This is a genomic window from Streptomyces sp. NPDC028305 (assembly GCF_055569495.1).
Genome location: NZ_JBVHTN010000005.1, coordinates 549,208 through 564,333, shown reverse-complemented (window position 1 = coordinate 564,333; position 15,126 = coordinate 549,208). Strand labels below are relative to the sequence as shown.

The window sequence follows — 15,126 nt, the reverse complement described above, 5'->3', positions numbered from 1 at the left end:
GCGGAGCGGACGGGCGCCGGGCCATCGGTCAGCGGCGGGTGATCCGCGGGTCCCAGTCCTGGGGGGTGTCGTTGTAGCGGTAGCCGGTGAGCGGGGTCTTGATGCGCCCCGTCGGGTCGGTCAGCACCAGCCGCTCGCCCCAATCGCGTGTGCAGCGCCGATCCGGCGGGCACTCCCAGCGCACCAGGCGGTCGTTGTCGGCCCAGGCGAGTGCCATGCCGCTCGACGGACCAACCGTCCGGTGCGTCCCCGTCTCCTTCACGGTCGCCGTCCACCCGTCGCCCACCGTGTAGTAGCGCCCGTCCGGCGACAGGCTTGAAGGCGCCGCGTCCAGGCCCTCGTACGGGGGGGCCTTCTCTTTCGCCCGTCCTTCCAGGTCGTACCACGTCTCGATGGCGCCGCCCGGCGGTCCCAGCACCACCAGCAGCGTGCCGTCCCGGCTCCACCGCACGTCGATACGGCCGACCCCGACGAACCCGTCGTCCATGTCGACGCCCATCGGACGGTATTCCTTCCGGCCCGAGTCGACGTCGACCAGGTAATAGCCGGTCCTCGCATGGGGCGTGAACCGATCGCGGGCGGTGGTCTCGATATCCGGATAGCCGCTGTACGTAGTGACCGCCAGCCGCTTGCCGTCCGGCGACCACTGCACCCCGCCCGCCTTGTGCTCCAGCGGGATCCACTTCGTCACCTTCCCGGTGTCCAGATCGAGGATCCCGACGCGGGACGCGGGCAGCGTCTTCTCCAGGACGGCGGCCTGCTTCATGCCGGGGGCGACATCCAGCCAGCCCCAGTTCGTCTTCTCGTAGCGCTGCGTCCGTGGGCTGTAGAGATGCCAGGTGTAGGTGGTCCGCTTCATCCCGTCCTGGTTGTGGGTCTTCCGGTCCGCCTGGTACGCGGACACCGCGACGTCCCCGGCGGCGATCAGGTGGCGCGGCGGCGACTCGCCCGGATACGCGGACACGTCGCCGGTCATCATCCGCCCCGGCCCCGAATGGCCGGGCTGATCGCGCTCCGCCAGCTCCGGCACCACCACCCCGCCCGCCAGCAGCGCGAAGGCGGCGGCCGCCACCGTCACCGCGGTCGCCCGGCGCCGGCGGCGCCGCAGCAGGGCCCGCCCCGCCAGGTCGGCCCCGACCGGGGGTGTCCTCTCGTCGGCCCACTCGTGGAGGGTGTCCCGCACCAGCTGTTCAGCGTTCACTTCCACACCTCCACAGGTGAGTTGCCGAATCCGAGGCCGCCGCCGGGCGCGGCGGCGGGGTCCAACTCCGGTACCAGCGCGCGCAGTTTGGCCAGCGCCCGGTGCGTGGTGCTGCGGACCGTCCCCACCGAGCAGCCGAGCAGCTCGGCCACCTCGCCTTCGGGGCAGTCCTCGAAGTAGCGGAGCACCAGCATGGTGCGCTGACGCGCCGTCAGCCGGGCCAGCGCCCGGCGCACCAGGATCCGCAGCTCGGCCGCGTCGGCGGCATCCTCGCGCCCGGCGGCGTCGGGGAGTTCGGCCACCGTGGTCTCACGGCGCGTGCGCAGCAGCCGCCACAGGCTCACCTGCTGCCGGTAGAGCACCTGCCGCAGATACGCCTCGGGGCTCTCCAGCCTGCCCCAGCGCCCCGCCGCTTTCGCCAGCGCCGTCTGTAACAGATCCTCGGCGGCGTGGGTGTCGCCGCCGGTCAGGAGGGTCGCCGTGCGCATCAGCGCGGGCGAGCGCGCCGCGACGAATTCGCGGAAGCGGCGCTCTTCCTCGTCATTCATGGTTCCCCGTGATCGGTCGTCTTCGTCTCGCGGTCGTCTGTCACCTCCTTGGACGTGTGCGGGGCCGCCCCGCTATGTCGGGTCCGTCAAAAAAGTTGGAGACCCGGCTGCCGCCCGCGCGCCTCGAAGTCCAGCAGCCGCCGCTTGCGGTCGATACCGCCGCCGTAGCCGGTGAGACTGCCGGTGGCGCCGACGACGCGGTGGCAGGGGACGATGATGCCGACCGGGTTCTTGCCGTTGGCCAGGCCCACGGCCCGGGAGGCGGTCGGCGAGCCGAGGCGGTCGGCGAGCTGCCCGTACGAGACGGTCTCGCCGTACGGGATCTGCCGCAGCTCGGACCAGACGCGGCGCTGGAACGGTGTGCCGGACAGCCGCAGCGGCAGGTCGAACTCGGTCAGCTCGCCCGCGAAGTAGGCGCGCAGCTGGCGGATGGTCTCGGCGAACGGGGACTCGTCGGGGTCGCCGGGGGCGCCGAAGGTCTCCTCGGCCGGGCGGTGGCGCTGGTCGGTCATATAGAGCCCGGCCAGGGCGTCTTCGTCGGCGACCAGGGTGAGCGGCCCGTACGGGCTGTCGATGACGGTGTGGGTGCGGGACATGGTGGGTTTCTTTCGATTCCTGGTTGCTTACGGTTCCGGGTTTCTTGCGGTTCCGGGTCGCTTACGGTTCGGGCATGTAGTTGATGGGGTGGTCGTCGGTGGCCCACAGGTACTGCACGGCGTACGCGCGCCAGGGCCGCCACCGCGCCGCGTACCGGGTCAGCGCCCCCGGCGTGGCGGGCAGCCCCAGCCCGGCGGCGGCGCGCCGCACCCCGAGGTCGGTCGGCAGAAACGCGTCCGGGTCGCCGAGCGCGCGCATCGCGATGACCTCGACGGTCCACGGCCCGATCCCGGGCAGCTCGGTGAGGCGCGCCCGCGCCTCGTCCCAGTCGCTGCCGACACCGAGGACGACCCGGTCCGAGGCGAGCGCGTCGATCAGCCCGATCAGCGTGGCGCGGCGGGTGCGCGGCATGGCCAGCGCCTCGGGGTCCAGGCCGGCCAGGGCTTGCGCGGTCGGGAAGAGGTGGGTGAGCCCGCCCGACGGGTCCTCGATCCGCTCGCCGTGCGCCGTCACGAGCCGGGCCGCGTGTGTACGGGCCGCCGCCGTGGACACCTGCTGTCCGATCACCGCGCGCACCGCGAACTCGTCGGCGTCCACCGCACGCGGCACCCGCCGCCCCGGTGCCTTGTCGACCAGCGGGGCGAGGTCGGGGTCGGTGCGCAGCAGCTCGTCGACCGCGGTGGGGTCGGCGTCCAGGTCAAGCAACCGCCGGCATCTGCTGATCGCCCCGGCCAGGTCGCGCATGTCGGTGAGGGACAGCTGGCAGGCGATGTGGTCCGGCTCAGGGCGCAGCGCCACGACCCCGTGCCCGTACGGCAGGCGCAGCGTGCGGCGGTACGCGCCGCCGCGCCACTCCTCCACCCCGGGCACGGCGGTGGCGACCAGGTGGCCGAAGAGGTTGTCCGGGCACAGGGGCGCCCGGAAGGGCAGCCGCAGGGTCAGCGCGCCCGGCGCCGCGGGCCGCCCGCCGCGCTTGGCCCGCTGCCGCAGCTCGGTGGGCGAGAGCGCGAAGACCTCGCGGACGGTGTCGTTGAAGGCCCGGATGCTGGCGAACCCGGCCGCGAAGGCGATGTCCGCCATCGGCAGCCCGCTGGTCTCGATCAGTAGCCGCGCGGTCTGCGCGCGCTGCGCCCGGGCCAGGGCCAGCGGGCCCGCGCCGAGCTCGGCGCGCAGCTGCCGCTCGACCTGGCGCGTGCTGTAGCCGAGGCGGGCGGCGAGGCCCGGCACCCCCTCGCGGTCGACGACCCCGTCGGCGACCAGCCGCATGGCGCGGGCGACCAGGTCGGCGCGCTCATTCCACTGCGGCGAGCCGGGGCTGGCGTCGGGGCGGCAGCGCTTGCAGGCCCGGAAACCGGCCTGCTGGGCGGCCGCCGCGCTCGGGTAGAAGCGCATGTTCTCGGGCTTGGGGCCGACGACCGGGCAGCTGGGGCGGCAGTAGATGCGCGTGGTGACGACCGCCACGAAGAACCAGCCGTCGAAGCGCTCGTCCTTGGCCTGCGCGGCCCGTAGGCACCGGTCGGTGTCGGTATGCATGACTCCAGCATCGGACATCGGGAGGGGCGGGGCTCGCGAGAATCCGACATCGAGGTCGGAGCCGCCCTCGACGGGTTCGCCCGCCTTGCCGAGCTACGGCGCATTGGGGTGAAAGGGCAGACCAGCGGCGCTGTGATCGGCATCATGGGAGGGTGACGGACTACGCCGAGATAGTGCTTGCCGACGACACCTCCGTACGCCTGGAGCTGGCCCCCGTGGGCACGGCCCCGAGCGGCGGACCCGGCGGCGAAGCGGGGGGCTCGCGGCCCGGCAGACCGGGCGGGATCGGCGGCGTGGGCGGGGTGACGCCGGTGGGGCGCGGGTCGCGGGCCGCGGCGGCGCTGGCCGCGGAGGGGCTGCGTACGGTGCTGCGGCCGCTGGGCCCCCTGCTCCAGGAGGTGCACGACGCGGTGTGCGCCGCGCCGAACCCGCCCCACGAGATCAATGTGCAGTTCGGTGTGCAGGTGGGGCAGGACCTCAAGCTGGGCATCGTGGGCGCCAACGGACAGGCCAGCCTGACCGTTTCGGCCACCTGGCAGCTGTCCGGTGCGGATGGCGGTCAGGGGGCCGGCCAGGCGGCTGGCGGCCAGGGGGTCGGCGGCCAGGGCCAGGTCGCCGCCGCCGGGCCGGGCAACGGCTCCGGCCCCGCCGCCTGAGCCATGGGGTGGTTCCACACCCGCGGGCCCTCCTCGCGGCCCGCGGTCTCCGTCCTGGCCGAGGCCGACGGCGAACCGGCCGGCTCCGGAGTGCTGCTCCCCGGCCGGCACCTGCTGACCTGCGCGCATGTCGTCAACAGCGCCCTGGGCAGGCCCGATCCGCTGGCCTCTGACCACCCGGGCCCGGTCACGGTCCGGGTGCGGATCATCGCCCCGGGGGTCACCGTCGAGCGCGAGGCCGAGCTGACGGCCTGGATCCCGCCGCGGACGGACGACGGCGGGCTCGGCGGCTACGAATGGAACGGCGATCTCGCGGTGCTGCGCGTGACCGGGGCGCTGCCGCCCGCGTTCCAGCCGCCGCCCTGGCACCCCATGGTCAAGGAGCAGCGGGTCCGCGCCTGGCACGGCAGCGGGGAGCCGGGCGTCTTCGCCGACGCCGAGGTGACCAACTGCGACGGCCGTTTCGGCTACTTCGACGGGGGCGTCCGCTCCCTCGACATCGAGGAGTCCTACAGCGGCGGGCCGCTGTGGACGAACGACGAGAGCGCCGTCGTCGGGCTCGTCACCGCGAAGCTGGATATTCGTGGGGGTCCCGTGCGCCGCGCCTGGGGCATCCCCTGGCAGCGCGTCCGGCGGGAGCTGGACGACAGGGGGCTGGCCCATCTCGCCGCCGGTCCCGAGGACGGCGTGCGCGATCACCCCGCCTACTGGGAGCTGGTCACCCTGCTGGACGGGCCGCTGCCCGCGGTCGATGGCTGGGCGCGCTGCGGGCGGGCCGTCGCCCGCCAGTGCGGCCTCGGCCACCGCGCCGACGGGGCGCCGTCGGCCGAGGAGTTCGCCCGACTGCTGCTCACCCATGAGCGGGCGCTGCCCGCCCTGGTGGAGGCGGCGCGCCGCACCGCTCACGAGTTGGCGGACCAACTGCTGGCCGTGGCAGGCCGACACGGGCTGGCTCGGCTGCTCTCGCCCCATGAGTACAAACGGCTGGTCGAGCACATTGACGCGCTGCCCGCGCCCGCGGCGGCCCGCGTCCCCGCCGCCGTACGGGCTGCGCTGCCGCTGGCCGCCTTGCCGGCAGCGCTGTTCAACGGCGGCGGGAGCCACGCCGCGCTCGTCGAACACCTGGAGACACTGCACGGCGACATCGCGTCGGCCCCGTACGGCGGTGTGGCCGTGCCGAGGCTGCTGCGTGCCGTCGAGTACGTGGCGGCGGCCTGCTCCCGGGCCGGTGGAGGGGACACGGCACTGCGGCAGTGGTGCGACCGGGTCGCCGAGCGGCTCGGCGTGTCCGAGACGGCTCTGTTGGACCGCCGCAGGGACGCCGCGGACTGGGCGAGGAAGTGGCGGCTGAACCCGCCGCGCGTGCTGGTCGAACTACGCGCGCTGCCCTCCCGCGAAGACGGCGCCGAGCGCTATCGCATGCGGCTGTGGTGCGACGACGGATCCGGCCCGCAGCCGGTCTCGGAGCAGGACCAGCGGCCGCGGACATCGGGCGAAGTGGCCCGGGAGATCCTGGCGGTCGTCGGTCCGCTGCGCCGGGCGGACGACAGTGTGCTCCCGGTCGTCGAACTGGTCGTGGACCGCGACTCGCTGGAGCTGCCCCTCGACGACTGGGAGGACCCGGACCAGCCGCTGCCGCGGGTGCTCGGCGCGGAGTACCCGGTGGTGGTCAACTGCCCCGAGCTGCGCGAGCGGGGCGGCGACGGGATCCTGTCCGACTGGCGGGAGCGGTGGCGGCGGCTGGACAGCGAGGAGCCCCTGCACATCGATGACGAGGCGGCCGAGAGCCCGCGGGCTCTGTACGGGCTGCTGATGGAGCGGCGGTTCGCGGGCCGGGCGAACATCGTGGCGTCCGGGCAGCGCCGTTCCGCCGCCGTGCAGACGTGTCTGGCCGCGGGTGTGCCGGTGGTGCTGTGGGACCGCGGCGACAAGCCCGGCTCCCCCGCCCTCGGCCACTTCACCGACCCGCGCGGGCACTTGCCGGAGCAGGTGCGGATCTACCGGGCCATGGCGCTTCAGCGCCCCTTGACCTGCCCCGGCCGCCCGGTGCTGGCGTGGGCCGACCCCGCCCTGCTGCCGCCGGACGGCGCGGGGCGGCCGGTGCCGGAGGAGGAGCCCGAGGAGCTGGTGGTGGGCGGGACCCTGTCGCACATGGCCACCGACGGGCCCTCCCTAGTGGTTATCGAGGAGACGCCTTCGCGCCTGCGGCCGACGTGGGTGCGTCTCGGCCTGGAGTCGAGGTCTCTCCCGACGGAAGCGGAGAGTCTCGACGAGCCGCCGCCACCGGGAGCAACTGGGCCCCCGTCGGACGATGTGTGGTCGGACGGCTCGGCCGACGAACGGGTGGTGGACCCATGGCTGTCCGTGGACCCCGAGCCCCCGCCGCCCGACACCGGCGGGCCACCGCCGAACGCCGGCCGGCCGCTGCCCGTGCTGGAACTGGCAGACCCGACCGACTCCGACCCGGAGGATTTCGCATGGTGACCACGTACGACGACTGGCGGCTGTTCCACGGAGACGGCCGACAGCGCCCGGTCGAGATGCCGCCCGCCCCGCCCTGGCGCACCTTCGGCCCCGTCGCGCCCGACGGCGGCCCGGCCGAGGGCCCCGCCCCCACCCGGCCGTACCTCATCTCGCCGGAACACGCCGACGTGGTGAACGCCGCGCTGCATCTGCGCCGCCCGCTGCTCGTCACCGGCCACCCGGGCACGGGCAAGTCCTCGCTGGCGCGCGCCATCGCCCACGAGCTCGGCCTGGGCGAGGTCCTGCACTGGCCGGTCAACAGCCGCTCCACCGTGCAGGACGCCCTCTACCGCTACGACGCGATCGGGCGGCTGCGGGAGACCGCGCTCAGCCGCGACCGCGGCGACGCCGAGCCTCCCCTGGGCAGCTTCGTACGGCTCGGGCCGCTCGGCACGGCGCTGGTGCCCGGCCCGCGCCCCCGCGTGCTGCTGGTCGACGAGCTCGACAAGGGCGATGTGGATCTGCCGAACGACCTGCTGACGGTCTTCGAGGAGGGAGAGTTCGAGATCCCGGAGCTGGCCCGGCTGCCCGAGGAGCAGTCGGTGGTCGAGGTGCTCACCGAGCGCGCGGAGGAGCGGGCCACGGTACGGCGTGGGCGGCTGCGCTGCCAGGAGTTCCCCGTCGTCGTGATCACCAGCAACGGCGAGCGGGACTTCCCGCCCGCCTTCCTGCGCCGCTGCGTACGCCTGGAGCTGCCCACCCCCGACGAGGCCAGGCTGCGGGAGATCGTCACCGCGCATCTGGGCGAGGACGCGCTGGACGACGTGGACCGCCTGCTGGAGGCCTTCCTGCGCCGCCGCTCCGCCCGCCAACTGGCCACCGACCAGCTGCTGAACGCGGTGTTCCTGCGCGCGAGCGGCGTGGACCTGTCGGCGGACGGGCTGCTGGACGCGGTGCTGCACCGGCTGGGCGGGGTGGTGTGACCCGTGGCGGGGGAAGGTCGGGGCGGGCGAGGGCCGGAGGCGCTCGGGCAGCTGGATGACGCGCTCGCGATCCTGTCGGACAGCGGGGCGGAGCTGTCCCAGGAGCAGCTGCTCGACGCGCTCTGGCTGGCCACGCGGCTGCCAGCTGGGGCCGCCAGGACGGGGGCGCCGCTGGAGCGCGCCCGTACGGCCGCCGGGGCCGTCCCCAGCACCCCGGCGCCGGGCCCCGCCGCCTCGCCCCCGCCACGGCCGGACGCTCCCACCGTGCCCTCGCCGACGTCACGGCAGACGCCGTCACAACAGACGCCGCCACGGCGGACGCCGTCACGACAGAGCGGGCCGGCCGGCGGCACGAGCGGTCTGTACGGCGCGATCGAGGCGTCCCCCGCCCCCGGCGCTCCCCCGCCGCCCGCCACGCGGCGCGCGCTGCCGCTGCGCGTGCCGGAGGCCAAGGCGCTGCGCGCCGAGCTGCCCATCGGCCGGGCGCTGCGCCCGCTCAAGCAGCACCGGCCCAACCCGCTGAAGCGGGAGGTGGACGAGGTCGCCACCGCGACGGCGCTCGCCGAGACCGGCCTGCCTGACGTGGTCACCCGCCCGGCCCGCGAGCGCTGGCTGGATCTGGCGCTCGTCGTCGACGACGGGATGTCGATGCTGCTGTGGCGGCGGCTGGCGGTCGAGCTGCGCACCCTGCTCCAGCGCGCCGGGGCCTTCCGCGTCGTACGGGTCCTGGGCCTGCACACGCGGGGCGGCGACGCGCCCGTGCTGCGCGCCAAGCCGTACGTCCCCGAGGCGCCCGTCCTCCCCGTCACTGCCGTGTCCGACCCGTCGGGGCACTCGCTGGTGCTGGTGCTGAGCGACGGGGTGGGCGCGGCGTGGCGGGACGGCCGGATGTCCGCCGTACTGGAGCGCTGGGCGGGCCACGGGCCGACGGCCGTGATGCACGCGCTGCCGCCGCGCCTGTGGGAGGGGACCGGGATCCGCGCGCAGCGCTGGCAGGTGCGCACCCGCAGGCCCGGTTCGCCGGGCGCGGACTGGGCGGTCACCGACCCCGTCCTGCCCCCGGAGCTCGCGCGCTTCGACGGCGTCCCGGTGCCCGTCCTGGAGCCGGACGCCGGGCCGCTCGCCGACTGGGCCCGGCTGATCGCCTCCGCGAGCGGCACGGCCGTACTCCCGCTGCTGGCCCCGCCACGCCCGCGCCGCCCGGCCGCCGCGCCGCCCGGCCCTGCCAGGCCCGGGGACGACCTGAGCCGTCTTCTGCGCTTCCGGGAGGCGGCCTCGCCGGAGGCGTACCGCCTGGCGGCCCACCTGGCCGCGGTCGCTCCACTGCCGGTGCCCGTGATGCGGCTGGTGCAGGAGGCGGTGGAGTGGCGGGCGGACACGGGACATCTGGCCGAGGTCTTCCTCGGCGGGCTGATGCGCCCGGCCGAGCCGCCGGCCTCGGCGGGCCCGGGGCCGTTCCCGCCGCAGCACCGCCCCTTCACCTTCACCGACACCGTCCGGCGCGCGCTGCTTGGCGCCGTGCCGCTGCCCGAACTCGACGAGACCCGCGAGCTGATCGGTCGCCGTCTGAAGGAACTCGCGGGCAATTCCCCCGACTTCCCGGCCTGGCTCGCCCACCCGTCCGGCGCCGACCACCTCCCGGCGCGGGCCCGGCCCTTCGGCACGGTGGAGCAGCGGCTGGCGGCCCGGCTGGGCGCGTCGCCGGTCGCGAGGGCAGTGTCACTGCCGGCGCACCGCTGGCGTCCGCTGAGGCCGGAGGACCCGCGCACCATCGGTCCGTACACGCTGCGGATGGCCGACCCGTCGGGGTTCCGCGTCACCACCTACATCGGGGACGAGGACGCGTACGGCGAACAGGTCGTCATCCACACCGCGCTCACGGCGAACGGGCCGCAGGCGGCCGACCTGCTCCGCGTGCAGGCGGAGGCGCTGCGCCGGATGGACGGCCGGTACGCGGCGAGGCTGCTGCGGCAGGACCTGGACTGCGCGACGCCATGGATCGCCGAAGAGCCCTTCACCGCGGAGCGGCTGAGCGAGGTCCCACTGAGCGGCGACGGAGACCGGGCCTTCGCGATCGCCCGGCAACTCGCGGACGCGGTGCGGGTGTGCGCCGCGGAGGGCATGGCGCACGGGGACCTCCGGCAGTCCACCGTCTATGTCTCCGACGACGGGCTCTACCTGACCGCCTGGTCCGCGGCCTGCGTCGACGGCGTCCCGTCACCGGCCAACCCGGTCCTGGTACCGGCCCCCCAGGACAACGTCCTCGAGCTCGCCCAGATCCTGCTGAACCTCGGCGGCGGGGCCCGGTTCAGCGGCTCGGAGGTGGCATACGACCTGTCGCACTGGCGCGGCCCCTGGCGGTCGGTGCGCCATGTGGTGCTGGCCGCTCTGGCGCCCGATCCGCGCGACCGGCCGACGGCGCGGGAGGTGTGGGAGGCCTTCGGAGGGTCCGATCCGGCCACACCGCCGCCCGTGCCCGTGTCGGAATCCGCCCCGGAGCTCAGCAGAGAGCAACGGGCCCATGGCTGGACGCCCCTGTCGGACCAGGACCCTCGCCGGCTCGGCCCGTTCACCCTGCACGGCCACGTCCGCACCGACAACGGCACGACCGCGTATCTCGGACGGGACCCCAACGGGGAGTCCGCCGTGCTGCGCACGATGGGCTCTAGGACCAAGCGGCGGAGCACGCTGCTCGCTCTGAGTACGGAAGTAGAGGCACTGCGCCGGATGGCGGGCCGATATGCGCCGAGACTGCTGGGGCAAGACCTCGAAGGCGAACCTCCGTGGATCGCCGAGGAGCTGATCGTCGCCCCCGACGGCTCCCCGGCCCGCACCCTCACCGCCCTGCTCTCCGACGGCACGGCCGACGGATGGGACGCGCGGACGGCGGCCATCCTCGGTATGCAGTTGGCGGAGGCGGTGAGCGTCTGCTCGGCCGAGGGGATGGAGCACGGCCATCTGACGACGGACACGGTGCTCATCGTCGACGGTACGGTGAAGCTGATCGGTTGGCAGACGGCCGTCATCCACCAGGAGTACCCGTCGCTGAGCAGGCATCTCACGCTCGACGACGACATCTACGCACTCGGCGAGATCCTGCTAGCCCTGGGCGGTGGTCAGCTGACCACCGACGAGCGGCTCGGGATCAACATCGTCGGGGAGTCCCGTTGGGAGGGCACGGCCTGGGTGCCGCTACGGACCCTGATTGCCGCCTGCATGTTCACCCCGCCCCGGGAGCGGCCGACGGCACGCACGGTCGCGCACGCCTTCTCCCAGGTAATCGGGCATACGCAGCCCAGCGACGGCGGCGAACCGGAAGGAAGGCCCGAGCCGATTCGTACTCCCTCGGCCTCCGGCCACCGGATCGCGGCGCTCGGTCTCCGCGAGGGCACCGATGACGCGGCCAGGACCATCCTCGCGCTCGGCTGGGTCTTCGCCCGGACACTGCAGCAGCACGCCATCGCGGTCGATGTCGGTCCGGGCGCGGGCCACCTCACCCGCCTCTCACGGCGCGGGATCGGTGCGCGGCTGAGCGATCTGGCCAGGCAGCTGCCCGGTCTGTTCGCTGTCAGGAACCTTCGGTTCACCTCGCGGGCCGACGACAGTCTCACCATCCTCACTTACAACCCCGCTTCCCGCGGCCGTCCCATCGAGGACGCCGCCTACCGGCGCGTCATGGACACACTCGGCATGCGGTACCCGCTCGCGCTCATCCACGCGGCAGCGAGTCCGGCCGCCAGTGAGACGGCGCTACGCGCCCTCGACGCCTCCGATCAGCTGATCCTCGTCTGGTCGGCGGAGCACAGCGGACCGCCGAGCGACGCCGACGCGACCTTCGACCGGCTCAGCGCACAGGGCCACACGGAGCTGCTGCGCCGCAGCATCGTCGTCGTCACGGACATGCGCCCCGACACCGTCAAGACCACGCCACACGGCCGCGTCCTACCTCACTTCGACGGCAGGTGCCGCGCCGTGGTGCTGATCCCCTACGACCCCCACCTGGCGGGCGACCAGCAGCTGGACCTCAACGCCCTGCACCCGATGACCGTCCACGCCCTCTGGGACCTGGCCGCCCTCCTCGCCGAGGGCTTCACCCCACAGGACGGCGGTCCGCCGGGCTGACCAGCCCGGACGGGGGAAGCGTACGGGGGTGCCACCGGCCGGTGCCGGGGGCGCGCTGCGGAGGGCCTATGGTGTACGCCATGTCGTCCACCGACCTCATCCGCATTGTCTCCCGCTCCTCCCCCATGGCCCTCGCGCAGGTCGAGCGGGTCCGCGCCGAACTCGCCCAGCTGCGACCCGGCATCCGTACCGAGGTGGTGCCGGTCACCACCTCCGGCGACCGGTGGATGGGCGACCTGTCGGCGCTCGGCGGGAAGGGCGCGTTCACCAAGGAGGTCGACGCGGCGCTGCTGGCGGGCGAGGCCGATCTGGCGGTGCACTGCGTCAAGGACGTGCCCGCCGACCGTCCGCTCCCCGCTGGCACGGTCTTCGCGGCCTACCTCAAGCGGGACGACATCCGCGACGCGGTGGTGCACCCGGGCGGGCTGACGCTCGATCAGCTGCCGGAGGGCGCGCGCGTCGGCACCTCGTCGGTGCGCCGTATCGCGCAACTGGCCGTCTCCCACCCGCATCTGGAGTGCGTGCCGATGCGCGGCAACGCCAACCGCCGCCTGGAGAAGCTGGACGCGGGCGAGGCCGACGCGCTGCTGCTGGCCGTGTCCGGGCTCGAGCGCATCGGCCGCACAGACCGGATCAGCGAGATCCTGCCCGTCGAGACGATGTGCCCGCCGATCGGCGCCGGGGTGCTGGCGCTTCAGTGCCGCGAGGACGACACCGCGACCATCGACGCGGTCTCCGGGCTCGGCGACGCGGACGCCTGGAAGGAGATCACGGCGGAGCGCATGCTCCTGCATGTGCTCCAGGGCCACTGCAACTCCCCCATCGCGGGTTACGCCAGGGCCGAGCGCGACGGCCGGCTCTCCCTGCGCGCCCGGGTCTTCAGCCCGGACGGCAAGACGGTGCTGGACGCGCACGAGTGGGCCGGCCCGCTGGACCCGGCCACACTCGGCACCTCGGTGGCGGTGGCCCTGCTGCGCCAGGGGGCGCGCGAGGTGATCGACACCATCCCGCACTGAGCGGCCACTGAATTTGTGGTGAGTATGAGACGGCGACACGCCGACGGCGCGGCGTGTCGCCGTCTCATACTCACCACAAACGTCGCGAGCTACGCCTCAGGGATGCGCACCGCGCGCCCCGTCACCCGCACGCGCTCGTCGTCGGGCCGGATGTCCACCACGAGATCGCTGGGGCGCCCCATGTCCTCCCCCTGCCGGATCCGCACCCGCACCGGCTCCGACACCAGCCCGAGCGCCCGCAGATAGCCGCCGAAGGCGGCCGCCGCGGCGCCCGTGGCCGGGTCTTCGACGACGCCGCCGGGCGGGAACGGGTCGCGGGCGTGGAAGTCGAAGCGGTCCGCGGACTCGCGCCACACCAGGTGGACGGTGGTCCACCCTTGGACCCGCATCAGCTCTTCCAGCGCGTCGAAGTCGTAGTCCAGGTCGGCGAGCCGCTCGCGGGTGGCGGCGGCGAGGACGAGGTGGTCGTTGCCCGCGAAGGCGATGTGCGGCGGAAGGGCCGGGTCCAGGTCGTCCCGGGTCCAGCGCAGGGCCTTCAGCGCCTGCTCCGTGACGGCCTCGTCGGCCGGGCGGGAGTGCGTGGGCGCGCTGGTCAGGGTGGCCTGCGGGGCCGTACCGGCATCGCCGCCCCCGCCCTCCCCTCCGCCCAGGGTTGTCGCCACGCGGATCTCGCCCGCCATCGTGTCGAAGACCAGCTCGCCGGGGCCGATGCGCTCGGCGAGCGCGACGGCGGTGGCGATCGTGGCGTGGCCGCAGAAGGCAACCTCGGCGCGGGGGCTGAAGTACCGCAGCCCGTAGCGGCGCGCGGCCTCGTCCCCGGCCGTGATGAACGCGGTCTCGGAGTAGCCGACGTGGGCGGCGATGGCCACCATCGCGGCGTCGTCGAGGGCCCCGGCGTCGAGGAACACCCCGGCGGGGTTGCCACCGGAGGGGTCGGTGGTGAAGGCGGAGTAGCGGAGGACGTGGTCGAGCGCGCTGTCGGTGCTCTGTGCGGTGGTCATGGAGTAACCGTGTCACCGCCTCCCCCATCGCGTCCAACGATTGTTTTCGCTCACGTCCATCGAGAATCTCGATACACCCAGGTAGGATCGGATGCCGATGGACACCAGACTTCTGCGCACCTTCGTGGCCCTGGCCCGTACCGGCAGCTTCACCTCCGCTGCCACCGAGCTGCACCTCGCCCAGTCCACCGTGACCGTCCAGATCCGCTCGCTGGAGCGGGAGCTCGGCACGCGCCTGTTCGACCGGCTGCCCGCGGGCACGACGCCGACCCCGTCCGGGCGGCGGCTGCTCGAGGAGGCCGAGCGGGTGCTGGACGCCGAGGCCCGGCTGCGGGCCACCGCGGCGGCCGGGAACGGCGAGGGGGCGGACGGCGCGGTGGAGGGGCAGGTGGCGCTCGGCGCGGGAGAGTCGCTGTGCTCGTCGCATCTGCCCCGGGTGATCGCCTCGCTGCGGCGCACCCACCCGGGCGTGGACGTCCATCTGCACACGGCCGACACCGCCACGGCCATGGAGGGGCTGCGCTCGGGCCGGCTCGACCTGGTGCTCCTCCTGGAGCCGGAGATCGACGCGGCCGACCTGGTGACGCGGCCCATCGCACACGAACCGCTGGTGTACGTGGCCGCGCCCGGCCACCGGCTGGCCGGGCGCGAGGCGGGGTGGGCGGAGCTGGCCGGGGAGAGCTTCTTCGTCCACGAGGAGGGCTGCTCGTACAGCGACCGGCTGGCGCGCTCCCTGCTCGCGCTGCCCGGCCCGCCGCCCCGGCTGACCCGGTTCGGGAGCATCGAGGCCGCCCGCGCCTGTGTGGCCGCCGGGCTCGGGCTCACGCTGCTGCCCGAGGCGACCGTGGAGCGGCAGCTGCGCGACGGCCTGCTGGCCCGGGTCGACGGGCCCGCGGTGCCGCCCGTGCCGGTGCAGCTCACCCGGCACCGCAGGCGCTGGACCTCGCCCGCCGCCCAACTGGTCGCCGACGAGCTGACGCGTCTCCTCGGAGACGGAGACGGCTAG

The 15,126-nt window shown here is 74.4% G+C and carries 11 protein-coding genes; 6 read left to right on the top strand and 5 right to left on the bottom strand.

Going from position 1 to position 15,126, the window contains the following annotated elements; genetic code table 11:
- Positions 1–28: 28 nt before the first annotated feature.
- The 4 genes from ACZ4WQ_RS23430 to ACZ4WQ_RS23415 all read right to left on the bottom strand — a co-directional run bounded on the left by ACZ4WQ_RS23430 (position 29) and on the right by ACZ4WQ_RS23415 (position 3,879).
- Positions 29–1,201: a TolB family protein gene (locus ACZ4WQ_RS23430; protein WP_398373856.1), complete on the bottom strand. Its 1,173-nt coding sequence runs from the start codon at positions 1,199–1,201 to the stop codon at positions 29–31.
- The gene (locus ACZ4WQ_RS23425; protein ID WP_398373855.1) at positions 1,198–1,749 is read right to left on the bottom strand and encodes a SigE family RNA polymerase sigma factor; all 552 of its coding nucleotides are present in this window, start codon (positions 1,747–1,749) and stop codon (positions 1,198–1,200) included. The genes ACZ4WQ_RS23430 and ACZ4WQ_RS23425 overlap by 4 nt, the downstream gene beginning before the upstream one ends.
- Positions 1,750–1,835: 86 nt before the next feature.
- Positions 1,836–2,345 carry a methylated-DNA--[protein]-cysteine S-methyltransferase gene (locus ACZ4WQ_RS23420; protein ID WP_398373854.1) on the bottom strand — a complete coding sequence of 170 codons (510 nt, stop codon included), beginning with the start codon at positions 2,343–2,345 and terminating at the stop codon, positions 1,836–1,838.
- Positions 2,346–2,406: 61 nt separating this feature from the next.
- Complete coding sequence (locus tag ACZ4WQ_RS23415; RefSeq protein ID WP_358849243.1) at positions 2,407–3,879, bottom strand: DNA-3-methyladenine glycosylase 2 family protein; 1,473 nt, start codon at positions 3,877–3,879, stop codon at positions 2,407–2,409.
- Positions 3,880–4,031: 152 nt separating this feature from the next.
- Between ACZ4WQ_RS23415 and ACZ4WQ_RS23410 the strand changes: the two genes are divergently transcribed.
- From ACZ4WQ_RS23410 to hemC, 5 genes are all read left to right on the top strand, one after another.
- Entirely contained in the window at positions 4,032–4,535 is a 504-nt protein-coding gene (locus tag ACZ4WQ_RS23410) for a CU044_2847 family protein (RefSeq protein ID WP_361193971.1), read from the top strand.
- 3 nt (positions 4,536–4,538) lie between these two features.
- Positions 4,539–7,019: a VMAP-C domain-containing protein gene (locus tag ACZ4WQ_RS23405; RefSeq protein ID WP_398373852.1), complete on the top strand. Its 2,481-nt coding sequence runs from the start codon at positions 4,539–4,541 to the stop codon at positions 7,017–7,019.
- Complete coding sequence (locus ACZ4WQ_RS23400) at positions 7,013–7,981, top strand: AAA family ATPase (protein WP_398373851.1); 969 nt, start codon at positions 7,013–7,015, stop codon at positions 7,979–7,981. The genes ACZ4WQ_RS23405 and ACZ4WQ_RS23400 overlap by 7 nt, the downstream gene beginning before the upstream one ends.
- A 3-nt stretch (positions 7,982–7,984) precedes the next feature.
- A complete protein-coding gene (locus tag ACZ4WQ_RS23395) occupies positions 7,985–12,103 on the top strand; it encodes an SAV_2336 N-terminal domain-related protein (protein ID WP_398373850.1) in 4,119 nt (1,372 codons plus the stop codon).
- An 80-nt stretch (positions 12,104–12,183) separates the two neighbouring features.
- On the top strand, positions 12,184–13,119 hold the full coding sequence (hemC, locus tag ACZ4WQ_RS23390) for a hydroxymethylbilane synthase (RefSeq protein WP_398373849.1): 936 nt from the start codon (positions 12,184–12,186) through the stop codon (positions 13,117–13,119).
- A gap of 89 nt (positions 13,120–13,208) precedes the next feature.
- On the opposite strand, the gene ACZ4WQ_RS23385 is transcribed toward hemC, so the two are convergent.
- The gene (locus ACZ4WQ_RS23385; RefSeq protein ID WP_398373848.1) at positions 13,209–14,120 is read right to left on the bottom strand and encodes a PhzF family phenazine biosynthesis protein; all 912 of its coding nucleotides are present in this window, start codon (positions 14,118–14,120) and stop codon (positions 13,209–13,211) included.
- Positions 14,121–14,217: 97 nt separating this feature from the next.
- On the opposite strand from ACZ4WQ_RS23385, the gene ACZ4WQ_RS23380 reads away from it, so the two are divergent.
- Positions 14,218–15,126, top strand: a complete 909-nt coding sequence (locus ACZ4WQ_RS23380; RefSeq protein ID WP_398373847.1) for a LysR family transcriptional regulator — start codon at positions 14,218–14,220, stop codon at positions 15,124–15,126.